Here is a 13,609-nt window from a genome sequence, read left to right as displayed (position 1 = left end):
TAGTCTGTACGCCGCTGCCACCGCTCTGCGGCGGCAGCGGGGAGGTGTGCCCGAGCGGCCTAAGGGAACGGTCTTGAAAACCGTCGTGGCAGCGATGTCACCGTGGGTTCAAATCCCACCGCCTCCGCGCGATGAGCAGTGAGAACGGCCTCTGACCCGGTACCTCGGTCAGGGGCCGTTCTCGTGAGCGTGCGACGACTTTCGCGAAACCGTGAACTCTCCGCAGTCCATCGGGGAACAGCAGGTGACACGCACTCGCCGATGAGTCAGGGGAAGCACTGTGAGCGGACCACCGCCGTCTGTGGCGCGGACGGAGGACGACGCGGAGATAGTCGCGCAGTCGTTGGAGCAGTCGGAGCTCTTCGCCCTGCTCTACGACCGTTACGCTCCCGACATCCACCGCTACGCGGCCCGCCGCCTGGGCGACGCTGCCGCCGACGACATCACCGCCGACACCTTCCTGGTGGCTTTCCGGATCCGGTCCCGCTACGACCGCACGCGCGCCAACGCGCGTCCCTGGCTGTACGGCATCGCCGGAAACCTCATCGGCAAGCAGCGCCGCGCCGAGGTGCGGGCGCTCAGGGCGCTCGCCCGCACCGGCCACGACCCGCTCGCCGCGTCCGGGGGCGAGTTCTGGCTCGAGGACACCGACAGCCGGATCGCGGCGCAAGGCCCGCTGGCCGGTGCCCTCGCAGGACTGTCGGCATCCGACCGGCACGTCCTGCTGCTCGTCGCCTGGGCCGAACTCACCTACCAGGAGGTCGCAGAGGCGCTGGACGTACCGGTCGGCACGGTTCGTTCGCGGCTCAACCGGGCGCGACGCAAGGTACGTACGGCGCTGGGTGCCGATCCTGCATTCGTGACCGACGCGGTAGAGGTGGCGTAGCCATGGACGAGATGACCGAAGTGCGCGAGCTGCGCTCCCACGTGCCGGTGCCCGACCGTGCCCGGCTCGCACCGGGACGGGCCCGGCTCACCGAGGCCGCGCGGGCCAAGCAGTCGCGCCGCGCGCTGTGGCGACGGCGGGAGTTCGCGATCGTCGCGGTCGTGGCCGCGGTGACCGCCGTCGCCGTCACCGCCACCCTGTTGGTGGGCGGCAAGGGCACGGGACGCACGGTGCAGCCCGCGGCCTCGCCGGGCGTGCGCTTCAAGGGAGTGAGCGCGGCCGAATTCCTGCGGCAGGCCGCCGACGCGGTCCGGACACAGCCGGACGGCGCCGTTCCGACGGCGAAACAGTGGATCTACACCAAGTCGGCGCAAGAGCCCTTGGACAAGGCCCACAGCCTTTTGGGCGAGACGGAGAACTGGATCCGCTACGACGGCTCCGCCAGCGCCTACCGGACGCCGGACGAGCCGCTCGACATCACCAAGATGCACCTGGAGAACGGCGGCGCGGGTGATGACCGCTCGCCGCGTGAGATGTACCGGGTCCTCATCGCGCTGCCGGCCGACGGCAAGGGGACGCTGAAGTCGCTGCGCGAGCAGGACGCCATCGCCGACTCCAAGGAATTCTCACCGGCGCGCAACGACTACGACGAGATCAGCGTCCTGATGTCGGCCCGCGTGATGCCGGCCAAGGGCTTGGCTTCTCTCTACCGCGCCCTCGCACTCCTGCCGGGCGGAAAGGTCACCGACCACCTGGTCGGGACCGCCGCCGGACGCCGGGTGATCGCCCTGGACTACAGCCGCGGGGAGAACCCCAGGACCGGTGAATCGATGCACGACCAGTGGCTGATCGACCCGCAGACCTACCGGCTCGTCGGCATGCGGATCGTCTCGGGCGGCAAGGTCATCGGCGGCAACTCGCTCGTCACGACGGCCGTGGTGGACAAGGCGGGCGAGACCGGCTGACCGACCACGCTTCACGGCGGCCCGCACCACGAAGGGGCCTGGGGGCGGGAGCGTCCGGGCCGGCACTGTGCGGTGCCCGGATCTCGTTCCGCGGCAGTCTCCGTCGGCCGCCCGCCTCTGCGCCCCTTCACACCCCGTGCCCCGTCATCCGGGCCGCCGACGCGATGGTCGCTCGGGCCTCTTGGTCCGGTAGGCCGGTGCTGCGGGCTGCCTCGAGGAGGGGGGTGAGGAGGGCGGGGCCGATGCCGTTCTCGTAGGCGCGGCACGCTGCCCAGAAGAGGCGGGTGTTGCGCTGGCCCTCGTGTGCGGTGAGCACGAAGTGGACCAGGCCGCGGCCGTGCTCACCGGCGGGTGGCGGAGCCGCGTGCGGGGTGCGCGGTGGAGGCAGGAGGAGGCGCAGCAGGGCCGGCGGGCAGATGGCCGGGGGGAGGTGGGCGGTGCCGGGCGCGGCGGTGTAGACGCCGTGGTCGGTGCGGGAGCCGGGGCCCACGAGGTAGCCGCCGGCGCCCCGGATGTCGATGCCGGGGGCCAGTCGGCCGGCCGAGTTGGGCACCACCACGTCCGGCGGGCCGGTCAGCCACAGGTGGCGTCCGCCGCTCGGGGTGAGGACGACGACCGTCTCGGGGATGGTGAACAGGTGCCGCAGGGCCAGTTCGCGCAGCGCGGCCGAGGAGTCGGTGCCGGTCTTGGTGTCGAGGTCGACGCCGATGAGGTGGTGCGGGGGCAGGCCGCAGGCGATGCCGTAGCCGGTGGCCCAGGGGGCGGCGGCGAACAGCTCGCGGATGCGGACCGGGTCGGTGGAGGCGTCGTACACGCCGTGGCCGAAGCGCCCGCACGTGCCGTGGCAGGGCGGCCCGGCCGGGTCGGGGCCGGCGTCGGCGCGGTGCGGGGAGCGCAGGGCCGGGAGTTTCGTCCGGGACAGGGGAATGACGGCCAGGCCGCGTTCCGCGGCTGACAGCGCGTGGGCGAGGGCCAGCGTCGTGGCCTGCCGGTCGGTGGTGGCCATGGCTCTATGTTCGTACTTACGTTCGAAAAAGGGAAGGGTGTCCGGCTCTCGCGCGGGCCGCGACGGGGGTTTATCTCCTTGTCGTCACGCTTGCGTGCGAATCGCGGCATCCAGGACGGTTCGCCGGGGATTCCGTGGGCAACTCTGGAGGCACGACGTCGTTCACGACAGCCGGGGCGGTCGGCCAACCGCCTTGGTCCAGTGCTCGGTTCTGGAGGAGACGGCATGGGAGATCTGTGGTGAGCCTCGCCCGAGGTCCCTCGTGGTGAGGGTCCTCGGGGGGTGTGCTTCGGGGTCGTAACGCGTCCGCGCGGCGGTGCTTCGGTACCGCCGCGCAGGCGTGTCCGGAGGCGTTGACACCCGACCGTATCTGACGGACAGTCAGAATACGGCGACTCCGATGGGGGTGAGCGCACGCGTGGACGAGGTCGGGATGCGGCTCAAGGCGTACGAGGGGCTGCCCGCCGCCGTCGCCGGAGCGGGCAAGGACCCGGTGAACCTGCCGATGATCCGGCACTGGTGCGAGGCGATGGGCGACACCAGTCCGGCGTACCGGGGGCCAGGTGCCGTGGCGCCGCCCACGATGCTCCAGGCGTGGACGATGGGCGGCCTGTCCGGTCACGCGGGGCGTACCGGCGCCTTCGACGAACTCCTCGGTCTCCTCGCCTCCTCGGGCTGTACGGCCGTGGTGGCCACCGACTGCGAGCAGGAGTACCTGCGACCCCTGCGCCCGGGCGACGAGATCACCTTCGACACCGTCATCGAGTCGGTCTCCGACCGCAAGACGACCAAGCTGGGCACGGGATACTTCGTCACGACCCGCACGGACGTGCGCGTGGCCGGCGAGCTCGCGGGCACGCACCGCTTCCGCATCCTCAAGTACGCCCCCGCACACCGGAAGCCGGCCGTGGCGGCACGGCGCCCCCGCCCGGTGGTCAACCGGGACAACGCCGGCTTCTGGGAGGGAGTAGCCGCCCACCGGCTCCTCATCCAGCGCTGCACCGGCTGCGGCACCCTGCGCCACCCCTGGCTGCCGGGCTGCAACGCCTGTGGCTGCCTGGACTGGGACACGGTCGAGGCGAGCGGCGCCGGCACCGTCTACTCGTACGTGGTGATGCACCACCCGCCCTTCCCGGCCTTCGACCCTCCCTACGCGGTCGGTCTGGTCGAACTCGCCGAGGGCGTGCGGATGGTGAGCAACGTGGTCGGGGTGCCGTACGACAAGGTGCGCATCGGGATGCCGGTCCGGGTCGAGTTCCGGACCTGTGCCGATGAGGACCCCGAGGGTGCCGGGGGTGGCGGTGGCGCCCAGGTGCTGCCCGTCTTCCGGGCCGTCGAAGGCGAGGGGTCGGATGGCTGACACGGACGGCACCGCTGACACCGACGGTACGGCCGCACCGCGAGGACACGGCAACGCGCGCGTCGGCGCCGAACTGCCGCCGCTCGAGATCCCGGTCACCCGCACGCTCATCGTGGCCGGGGCCCTCGCCTCCCGTGACTACCAGGACGTGCACCACGACCCGGAGCTGGCCCGGCAGAAGGGCTCCCCGGACGTGTTCATGAACATCCTCACGACGAACGGCCTGGTCGGCAGGTACATCACCGACCACTTCGGCCCGGCGGCGGTGCTGCGCCGGGTCGCCATCCGGCTCGGGGCGCCCAACTACCCGGGGGACACGATGGTGCTGACGGGCCGCGTCGAGGAGGTCGACGGGGACACGGCGACGGTACGGGTCGTCGGCGCCAACGGCATCGGCACGCACGTGACCGGCACCGTCACCGTCACCCTCCCCGCCGGGGAGGGTGCGTCATGAGCCCGCGCCCGGCCGACGCGCTCGGCGGACGGGCCGCCGTCGTCGGCATCGGAGCCACCGAGTTCTCCAAGGACTCCGGGCGCAGCGAGCTGCGGCTGGCCGTGGAGGCGGTCGGGGCGGCGCTGGACGACGCGGGGCTCGCGCCGGCGGACGTGGACGGGCTGGTGACCTTCACGATGGACACCAGTCCCGAGATCACCGTGGCCCAGGCCTGCGGCATGGGCGAGCTGTCCTTCTTCTCCCGGGTCCACTACGGCGGCGGCGCGGCCTGCGCGACCGTCCAGCAGGCGGCGCTCGCGGTCGCGACGGGCGTGGCCGAGGTGGTGGTCTGCTACCGCGCCTTCAACGAGCGCTCGGGTCGCAGGTTCGGCGCGGGCGTGCAGCACCGCGAGCCGTCGGCGGAGGGCGTGGCGCTCGGCTGGGCGCTGCCGTTCGGGCTGCTCACCCCGGCCTCCTGGGTGGCGATGGCGGCCCAGCGGTACCTGCACGCGTACGGGCTGACCCCGGAGGCGTTCGGGCATGTGGCCGTGGTCGGCCGGAAGTACGCGGCGACCAACCCCGCCGCCTACTTCCACGGCCGCCCCCTCACTCTCGCCGAGCACGCGGCCTCCCGCTGGATCGTGGAGCCGCTGCGGCTGCTCGACTGCTGCCAGGAGACCGACGGCGGTCAGGCGATCGTCGTCACCTCCCTGGAGCGGGCCCGGGACCTGCCGCATCCGCCCGCCGTGATCGCGGCCGCCGCACAGGGCGCGGGCCGGGCGCAGGAGCAGATGACGAGCTTCTACCGGGACGACCTGACCGGCCTGCCCGAGACGGCCGTGGTGGCCCGCCGGCTGTGGCGGACCTCCGGACTGTGCCCGGCCGACATCGACGTGGGCATCCTGTACGACCACTTCACCCCGTTCGTGCTCATGCAGCTCGAGGAGCTCGGCTTCTGCGGGCGGGGCGAGGCCGCGGACTTCGTCGCCGGGGAGCGGCTGCCGCTGAACACGCACGGGGGCCAGCTGGGGGAGGCGTACCTGCACGGCATGAACGGGATCGCGGAAGCCGTACGGCAACTGCGCGGCACGGCCGTGAACCAGATACCCGGCGCCGCCCGCACCCTGGTCACGGCCGGCACCGGCGTGCCCACGTCGGGGCTGGTCCTGACGGCGGACGGCTGAGCCGCTCAGGGGTGAACCCGCAGGCGACGCCGACTCCCGCTCCACCTACAGGAGGTGGAGCAGACCCCACCCGTACAACCTGAGGCGGACGCGCCTTCAGGACCTGGGGCCGATCCGCCGGAGCGGGCCCCGCTCCTAGCGTGGAGCCATGACCACACCCGTCTGCACCAGCGCCTCGGACGCCGCCGCACCGCCTGCGCGGACCCCGGCGTACCCGTCGTTCTCGTCGTACGTGCGGGCCCGCCGACCGGTCCTGCTGCGCACCGCGCGCTCGCTGACCGCGAACCCCAGCGATGCCGAGGACCTGCTGCAGACCGCGCTGACCAAGACCTATGTGGCCTGGGAGCGCATCGAGGACCACCGGGCGCTCGACGGCTATGTGCGCCGGGCGCTGCTGAACACGCGGACCTCGCAGTGGCGCAAGCGCAGAGTCGACGAGTACGTCTGCGACGAGCTGCCCGAGCCCGAGCCGGTCCCGCAGCACGGGGACCCGGCGGAGCGACAGGCGCTGCACGACGCCATGTGGCGGGCGATCACCCGGCTGCCCGCGCGACAGCGGGCGATGGTCGTCCTCAGGTACTACGAGGATCTCAGCGAGGCCCAGACGGCCGAGGTGCTCGGGGTGTCGGTCGGCACGGTGAAGTCGGCGGTCTCCCGCGCCCTGGGCAAGCTGCGCGAGGACCCGGAGCTGGGCCTGGTGCGCTAGACCACCCCGCTGATTTTCCCTCCCCTAGTGACATACCGCGCGGTATGTGCGCAGAATCAGCGCATCCCTTACCACCGCGCAGGCAACGTCGCCCCGGGAGGACGCCGTGCAGAGCACCATGCAGGACGTACCGCTGCTGATCTCCAGGATCCTGACCCACGGGTCCACGATCCACGGATCGTCGCAGGTGACCACCTGGACCGGCGAGGCCGAGCCGCACCGGCGCAGCTACGCCGAGATCGGCGCCCGGGCCGCCCAGCTCGCGCACGCCCTGCACAGCGAACTCGGCATCCGCGGCGACGACCGGGTCGCCACCCTGATGTGGAACAACGCCGAGCACGTCGAGGCCTACTTCGCGATCCCCTCCATGGGCGCGGTCCTGCACACGCTCAACCTGCGGCTGCCCGCCGAGCAGCTCACCTGGATCGTGCAGCACGCCGCCGACCGCGTGATCATCGTCAACGGCTCGCTGATCCCCCTGCTCGCGCCCCTGCTGCCGGGGCTCCCGACGGTCGAGCACGTCGTCGTCTCCGGACCCGGTGACCGCACCCCGCTCCAGGGTGCCGCCGCCCAGGTGCACGAGTACGAGGAGCTGATCGCCGGCCGGCCGACCGGCTACGACTGGCCCGAGCTGGACGAACGCCAGGCCGCCGCCATGTGCTACACCTCCGGCACCACCGGCGACCCCAAGGGCGTGGTCTACAGCCACCGTTCGATCTACCTGCACTCCATGCAGGTCAACATGGCCCAGTCGATGGGCCTGACCGACCAGGACACCTCGCTGGTCGTGGTCCCCCAGTTCCACGTCAACGCCTGGGGCCTGCCGCACGCCACCTTCATGACCGGCGTCAACCTGCTGATGCCCGACCGCTTCCTGCAGCCCGCCCCGCTCGCCGAGATGATCGAGGGGGAGCGGCCGACCCACGCGGCCGCCGTCCCCACCATCTGGCAGGGTCTGCTCGCCGAGCTGACCGCCCGCCCCCGGGACGTGAAGTCCCTCACCCAGGTCACCATCGGCGGCTCCGCCTGCCCGCCCTCCCTCATGGAGGCCTTCGACCGGCTCGGCATGCGCGTCTGCCACGCCTGGGGCATGACGGAGACCTCGCCGCTCGGCACCGTGGCCCGGCCCCCGGCGCACGCCGTCGGCACCGACGAGGAGTTCGCCTACCGCCTCACCCAGGGCCGCTTCCCGACGAGCGTCGAGGCCCGCCTCACCGGCCCCGGCGGCGAACGCCTCCCCTGGGACGGCGAGTCGGCCGGCGAGCTGGAGGTCCGCGGCCCCTGGATCGCGGGCGCCTACTACAACGGCCCCGGCGCCGAACCGCTGCGCCCCGCGGACAAGTTCAGCGAGGACGGCTGGCTGAAGACGGGCGACGTCGGCACCATCTCCCCCGACGGCTTCCTCACCCTCACCGACCGCGCCAAGGACGTCATCAAGTCCGGCGGCGAGTGGATCTCCTCGGTCGAGCTGGAGAACGCGTTGATGTCCCACCCGGACGTCGCCGAGGCCGCCGTGGTCGCCGTACCCGACGACAAGTGGGGCGAGCGCCCCCTCGCGACCGTGGTGCTGAAGGAGGGCTCGACCGCCGACTTCGAGACCCTGCGTGCCTTCCTCGCCGACGAGGGCCACATCGCCAGGTGGCAGCTGCCCGAGCGCTGGACGATGGTCGAGGCGGTGCCGAAGACGAGCGTGGGCAAGTTCGACAAGAAGGTGCTGCGCAGGCAGTACGCGGACGGCAAGCTGGACGTCACCCGGCTGTAGTGCCGAACCCGCCGGTGGCGGTGGCTTTCGCGAGGGACAAGGCGCTCAGGTCCGGCCCGGCCGGGGAGACCTGAGCGCCTGTCATCCGTCGGCCGGCCCGTCTAGGCTCAGCAAATGACCTTGGAATGGGAACAGGTGATTGTCCACTCGGAAGATCCGGTGGCGCTGGGGCAGTGGTGGGCCGAGGCTCTTGGCTGGGTCGTGGTCCACTCCTCCGACGAGGAGTTCGAGATCCGCCCGGAGCCGGACCGCCTGCCGGGGCTGGACTTCGTCCGGCTCGACGAGAGCAAGAAGGCCAAGAGCCGACTGCACCTCGACTTCAGGCCCGACGACCAGGACGCCGAGGTGGCCCGCCTTCTGGCGCACGGCGCACAGCGTGTCGACATCGGCCAGGGCGATCAGTCGTGGGTCGTCCTGGCGGACCCCGAAGGCAACGAGTTCTGCGTCCTCGGACAACGGCGTCCGTAGAACCCGCGTCCGGCCGGCCCTGCTCGGCCCGCTGCGCCGACGGACGGGACAGTCCGGTCAGTTGGTGCCGATGCGGGCCAGCAGGTCCACGATCCGGGACTGGACGTCGGTGCTCGTGGACCGTTCCGCGAGGAACAGCACCGTCTCGCCCGAGGCCAGCCGCGGCAGGTCGGCCTGGTCGACGGCGGCCGTGTAGACGACCAGCGGCGTCCGGTTGAGCAGGCTGTTCGCCCGCAGCCAGTCGATGATCCCGATGGACCCGGCCTGCCGCCGGTGCACCTGCATCAGATCCATCACCACGAGGTTCGGCCGGAACTGCCCCGCCAGTGTCACCGCGTCGTTGTCGTTCGCGGCCCGTGCCACCTGCATCCCGCGTCGCTCCAGCGTCGACGTCAGCGCCAGCGCGATCTCCGCGTGCTCCTCGATCAGCAGCACCCGCGGCGGGTGCTGCTCGCTGTCGCGCGGCGCCAGCGCCTTCAGCAGGACGGCGGGATCGGCGCCGTACGCCGCCTCGCGCGTCGCCTGCCCGAGCCCGGCCGTGACCAGCACCGGCACCTCGGCCGCGACCGCCGCCTGACGCAGCGACTGCAGCGCGGTGCGGGTGATCGGCCCGGTCAGCGGGTCCACGAACAGCGCCGCCGGGAACGCGGCGATCTGCGCGTCGACCTCCTCACGGGAGTGCACGATGACGGGCCGGTAGCCGCGGTCGCTCAGCGCCTGCTGGGTCGTCACGTCCGGCGCGGGCCACACCAGCAGCCGGCGCGGGTTGTCCAGCGGCTCCGGGGGCAGCTCGTCGTCCATCGGCTGCGGACGCGGGGTGTCCGCGACCTCGACGGCCCCGCCCGGACCGTCCAGCGGCTCGGGCCCCTCGGCCGCGTTCGCGTCCGGGGCGCCTATGGCGTACGACCGTCCGGCACCCTCCGTGGCCGGGGCGAGCCGGGACTGTCCGGCGAGCGAGGGGTGCGGTACGGCCGCCTGCCCGGGCAGTTGCGCGGGTGCCTGCACCGGCGCCGGTCCGCCGAGTGACGGCTGCACGGGGGCCTGCTCGGCCGGCGGATGCGGCCGGGCCGCCTGCTCCGGCTGCGCCTCCTGGCGGGCGGCCGGGTCGGGGGGCGTGCCGAGCTTGCGCCGGCGGCCGGAACCGCCGGGCATGTGCGGCGGCGGGGTCGCCGTCGGCTGCTGCACCACCGCGGCCTGCCGGGAGAACGGCACACCCTGGCCGAGCGTACGGACGCTGATGGCGCGGCCCTGCGTGGAATTCGGGTCCACCGGGGCTCCAGGGGCTCCCGGGGCCTCGGCGGGCAAGGGGGACCCGGGCAGCGCCGTCTGGGCACCGGTGTGCTCCGGGGGCAGCGGGGTGCCGGGGGCGGGGGTGGCGGGGCCGGGCTGGGCTTGCGGCTGTGCCTGGGCCGGGGCCTCGGCCGGGGTGGGCACGCCCGTGCCGGGGGTGTCGGTGCCGGGCCACTGGTGCGGGACGGGGGCCACGGGGGTGCCGGTGGCCGGGGTGGCCTGCGCCGTCCGGGGCGCCGGTACCTGGTGGGGGGTCGCCTCCGCCGGGAGTGGCTGGGCGGGCTGAGGGGCCGCCGGGGTGCCGGCCGGAGGGGTGGCCTGGGGCGCAGGAGCCCCGGGGACGGGCGCTGCGGGCGCTCCCTGGACGGGGGTGGCGGGGATGCCCTGGGCGGGCACGGGGGTGCCGGGGACCGGAGCGGGTACGGCCTGGGCGGATGCGGCGCCGGGCTGCGGGACTGCCGTGCCGGGCTGAGCCGCGACACCGGGCTCTCCGGCGGGGGCGACCGGCGCGGCCGCCGTGCCCTGCGCCGGAATCCCCTGCCCGGGAACCGGCTGACCGGCGGCGACCTGGGAAGCCTGCGCCTGCGGAACCTGCAAGCCGGGCGGCACCTGCACGGGCTGCACGGCTGGAACCTGCACGGGCTGTCCGTTGGGCACCTGCACGGCGACGGACTGCCCCGGGGGCACCTGAGCGGGCACCTGGGCCGGGACGCCGGCGTCCGCCACCTGCTGTTCCTCCGGCGGAGCCACGACCCGGCGGCGCCGGCCGGTCGGTGCGCCGGTGGGGTGCGGCTGGGGCGGGGTGTGGTCCGCGGCCTCGTCGAGCGGTACGGCGTCATGCCGGCCCTCGTCGCCCGCGGCGGCCTCGACCGGAGCCACGGCACCGGGCACGGGAGCCACGGCACCGGGCACCGGAGCCACGGCACCGGGCACCGGAGCCTGGCCGGGAACCTGAGCCGGTACCTGAGCCGGAATGTGAGCCTCCGCGCCCGGCGCCGCCTCGGCGGGGCCGGACGAGCGGTCGGCCTCCGCCGGGGGCAGCGCGAAGACCGTACGAACCCCCGCGTCCTGCGCGGCGGCGCGCTCCGCGGCGGCGGCCAGCGCCCGCCGGCGCCGCCCGGTCGGCTGCGAGCCCTCCGCCGGAACGGGCTGAGCCGCCTCCGGACCGGCCGCGGGCAGCGCGGCCGGCAGGGCGGCCTGCGGTTCGTCCGAGTCCCGCCGGGCACGGCGGCCCGTGGGCGCGGGCACGCCCTGAGGGGGCACGGTGCCACCCAGGCCGGCGCCCGAGGCGGCGGTCCCCGCGGCATGCTCGGCGGCGGTCATCACAGCGCCCTCGGCGGCACCCCCACCGGTGCCGGCGGCCGGGTTCAACTCCGCGGGACGGCCGCGCCGCCGCCCGGTCCCGCCGGACGCCGGAGCCTCCTCGGCCGAAGCCGGCGTGCCCGCCTCGACGGCAGCCGCCGCCCGCCTGCGGCGCCGCCCGGTCGGCACGGCCGCCTCCGCGTCACCGACACCGTCACTGTCGCCCTCGCCGGGCTCGGCCGGGCCGGGGACGTCACTCTCCAGGAAGGCGTCCGTGGAGGCCCGCCGGGCCCGCCGCCGGCCACCGGCGCCCAGCTCGGCCGGGAGGGCAGGCACCGCGGCCACCGCGCCGTCGGCGTCCTCGGCGCTGTCCTGGACCTGCGCGGCGACCGCTCCGGCCCCGCCGCCGAGCGGTACCTCGAGCACGTACGCGCTGCCGCTCATGCCCGGCACCTCGTGCGTCTGCAGCACTCCGCCGTGCGCGCGCACGATCCCGCGCACGATCGGCTCGTGCACCGGGTCGCCCCCGGCGTACGGCCCGCGCACCTCGATCCGCGCGACCTCGCCGCGCTGCGCGGCCGCGACCACGACGGTGTTGTCCATGTACCCGCCCGCCGAGACGGGCGCGTTGCCGGTGGCGTCGACGCCGGCCACGTCCGCGACCAGGTGCGCGAGGGCGGTGGCGAGCCGCTGCGGGTCGACCTCGGCCTCGATGGGCGGCGCGTGGACGGCGAACTGCACCCGGCCCGGCCCGATCAGCTCGACGGCGCCGTCGACACCGGCGGCGACGACGGCGTCCAGCATCACCTTCGTACGGCTGACCTGCTCGGTGCCCGTGTCCAGGAGCTGGTAGCCGAGCACGTTGTCGATCAAGGTGGTGATCCGCGAGTAACCGGCGGACAGGTGGTGGAGCACCTGGTTCGCCTCGGGCCACAGCTGCCCGGCGTCGTCGGCGGCCAAGGCGGACAGCTCGCGGCGCAGCTCGTCCAGCGGACCGCGCAGGGACCGGCCGAGCAGGGTGAGCAACTGCTCGTGCCGCCCGGCGAGGGCCTCGTACCGGTCCTTCTCCCGCTCGCCGAGCGCGGCGTACCGCTCCTCGCCGGCCGCCAGCTCCTCCTCGTGCTTCTCGCGCAGCTCCTCGACCTCGGCGACGTGCTGCTGGCGCAGCGCGGTCAGGTCGGAGGCGTGCTCCTCGGAGAGCCGCTCGAGCTCGTCGGCGTGCGCCTTCTCCAGCGCCTCCTTCTCCGCGGCGAGGGTGTCGTACGGCCGCCGGTCGGTGAAGGTCATGACCGCGCCGACGAGCTGGTCGCCGTCGCGGACGGGCGCGGTGGTGAGGTCGACGGAGACCTTCTCCTCCGACTTGGACCACAGCACCTGCCCGCGCACCCGGTGCTTGCGCCCGGAGCGCAGGGTGTCGGCGAGCGGTGACTCCTCGTACGGGAACGGGGAGCCGTCGGCGCGCGAGTGCAGCACCAGCGTGTGCAGCTCCTTGCCGCCCAGCTCACCGGCCCGGTAGCCCAGTATCTGCGCGGCGGCCGGGTTGACGAGCACGATCCGCCCGTCGGTGTCGGTCCCCACGACGCCTTCGGAGGCCGCGCGCAGGATCATCTCGGTCTGCCGCTGCGAGCGGGCCAGCTCCGCCTCGGTGTCCACGGTGCCCGACAGGTCCCGTACGACCAGCATGAGCAGCTCGTCGCCGGTGTAGCCGTAACCGTCGTAGGCCTGCTGGCCGTTCTCGAGATTCGCGCTCGTGACCTCGACCGGGAACTCGCTGCCGTCGGTGCGGCGCGCAATCATCCGCGTCGGCTTGGTGCGCCCGCGCGGGTCCATGTGGTCGGGCCGGCGCATGGAGCCGGGGATCAGCCGGGAGTCGAAGTCCGGCAGCAGATCGAGCAGCCCCCGCCCGACGAGGGCGGTGCCCGGCGCCTCGAAGGCCTCCAGGGCGATGGTGTTGGCGTTGACGACGGTGCCATTGGCGTTGACCAGCACCAACGCGTCGGGCAGCGCGTCGAGTATGGCTGCGAGGCGAGCAGCGCCTCGGGATGGCCTGCTGCTCACGAGACGCTTCCTCCCTGTTACCGCACCTTGCCGACCGCTCGGGCCATCTTGCCAATCTGCCCGCGGCGTGTCACGCGAGGGAGTCTAAGGGCACGGGTTGCGCTCGCGACGCCGGATGAGAGGGAGGTCGCACGAGGAAGTGACGACGAACATGTGACCGTACGCCTCTGCTCCGCGAGACCTTCGCCG

The 13,609-nt window shown here is 73.7% G+C and carries 10 protein-coding genes and 1 tRNA gene; 9 read left to right on the top strand and 2 right to left on the bottom strand.

Annotated elements, in window-relative coordinates; translation table 11 throughout:
• Positions 1–40 precede the first annotated feature (40 nt).
• The 3 genes from ACZ404_RS23500 (at position 41) to ACZ404_RS23490 (ending at position 1,851) form a co-directional block, all read left to right on the top strand.
• Positions 41–127: transfer RNA gene (locus tag ACZ404_RS23500), tRNA-Ser, on the top strand.
• Positions 128–280: 153 nt separating this feature from the next.
• Positions 281–886, top strand: coding sequence for an RNA polymerase sigma factor (locus ACZ404_RS23495; protein ID WP_468442907.1), 606 nt, complete (start codon positions 281–283; stop codon positions 884–886).
• A gap of 2 nt (positions 887–888) precedes the next feature.
• Positions 889–1,851, top strand: a complete 963-nt coding sequence (locus ACZ404_RS23490) for a CU044_5270 family protein (RefSeq protein WP_468442905.1) — start codon at positions 889–891, stop codon at positions 1,849–1,851.
• Between the two features lie 127 nt (positions 1,852–1,978).
• Here ACZ404_RS23490 and ACZ404_RS23485 read toward each other — a convergent pair whose 3' ends face one another.
• On the bottom strand, positions 1,979–2,857 hold the full coding sequence (locus tag ACZ404_RS23485) for a bifunctional DNA primase/polymerase (RefSeq protein ID WP_468442903.1): 879 nt from the start codon (positions 2,855–2,857) through the stop codon (positions 1,979–1,981).
• A 400-nt stretch (positions 2,858–3,257) separates the two neighbouring features.
• On the opposite strand from ACZ404_RS23485, the gene ACZ404_RS23480 reads away from it, so the two are divergent.
• The 6 genes from ACZ404_RS23480 to ACZ404_RS23455 all read left to right on the top strand — a co-directional run bounded on the left by ACZ404_RS23480 (position 3,258) and on the right by ACZ404_RS23455 (position 8,770).
• A complete protein-coding gene (locus ACZ404_RS23480) occupies positions 3,258–4,217 on the top strand; it encodes a bifunctional MaoC family dehydratase N-terminal/OB-fold nucleic acid binding domain-containing protein (RefSeq protein ID WP_468442900.1) in 960 nt (319 codons plus the stop codon).
• On the top strand, positions 4,210–4,671 hold the full coding sequence (locus ACZ404_RS23475) for a MaoC family dehydratase (RefSeq protein WP_468442898.1): 462 nt from the start codon (positions 4,210–4,212) through the stop codon (positions 4,669–4,671). The genes ACZ404_RS23480 and ACZ404_RS23475 overlap by 8 nt, the downstream gene beginning before the upstream one ends.
• Positions 4,668–5,834 carry a lipid-transfer protein gene (locus ACZ404_RS23470; protein ID WP_468442896.1) on the top strand — a complete coding sequence of 389 codons (1,167 nt, stop codon included), beginning with the start codon at positions 4,668–4,670 and terminating at the stop codon, positions 5,832–5,834. Before ACZ404_RS23475 ends, ACZ404_RS23470 begins: the two co-directional genes overlap by 4 nt.
• Before the next feature lie 148 nt (positions 5,835–5,982).
• Entirely contained in the window at positions 5,983–6,540 is a 558-nt protein-coding gene (locus tag ACZ404_RS23465) for a SigE family RNA polymerase sigma factor (RefSeq protein WP_468442894.1), read from the top strand.
• 106 nt (positions 6,541–6,646) lie between these two features.
• Positions 6,647–8,302, top strand: a complete 1,656-nt coding sequence (locus ACZ404_RS23460; protein WP_468442892.1) for a long-chain fatty acid--CoA ligase — start codon at positions 6,647–6,649, stop codon at positions 8,300–8,302.
• Between the two features lie 114 nt (positions 8,303–8,416).
• Positions 8,417–8,770: a VOC family protein gene (locus ACZ404_RS23455; protein WP_468442889.1), complete on the top strand. Its 354-nt coding sequence runs from the start codon at positions 8,417–8,419 to the stop codon at positions 8,768–8,770.
• Positions 8,771–8,827: 57 nt separating this feature from the next.
• Here ACZ404_RS23455 and ACZ404_RS23450 read toward each other — a convergent pair whose 3' ends face one another.
• Entirely contained in the window at positions 8,828–13,420 is a 4,593-nt protein-coding gene (locus tag ACZ404_RS23450; RefSeq protein WP_468442887.1) for a PAS domain-containing protein, read from the bottom strand.
• Between the last annotated feature and the right edge of the window lie 189 nt (positions 13,421–13,609).

This window comes from Streptomyces sp. NPDC030798, from assembly GCF_055572275.1.
The sequence above is the reverse complement of the archived record's forward strand: the minus strand, read 5'-3'. Positions and strand labels throughout refer to the sequence as shown.

Excerpts from the sequence above, each read along its gene's own strand:
- ACZ404_RS23465 (WP_468442894.1), top strand. The coding sequence starts at position 5,983 with ATGACCACACCCGTCTGCACCAGCGCCTCGGACGCCGCCGCACCGCCT.
- ACZ404_RS23490 (WP_468442905.1), top strand. The coding sequence starts at position 889 with ATGGACGAGATGACCGAAGTGCGCGAGCTGCGCTCCCACGTGCCGGTG.
- ACZ404_RS23480 (WP_468442900.1), top strand. The coding sequence starts at position 3,258 with ATGGGGGTGAGCGCACGCGTGGACGAGGTCGGGATGCGGCTCAAGGCG.
- ACZ404_RS23485 (WP_468442903.1), bottom strand. The coding sequence starts at position 2,857 with ATGGCCACCACCGACCGGCAGGCCACGACGCTGGCCCTCGCCCACGCG.
- ACZ404_RS23470 (WP_468442896.1), top strand. The coding sequence starts at position 4,668 with ATGAGCCCGCGCCCGGCCGACGCGCTCGGCGGACGGGCCGCCGTCGTC.
- ACZ404_RS23455 (WP_468442889.1), top strand. The coding sequence starts at position 8,417 with ATGACCTTGGAATGGGAACAGGTGATTGTCCACTCGGAAGATCCGGTG.
- ACZ404_RS23475 (WP_468442898.1), top strand. The coding sequence starts at position 4,210 with ATGGCTGACACGGACGGCACCGCTGACACCGACGGTACGGCCGCACCG.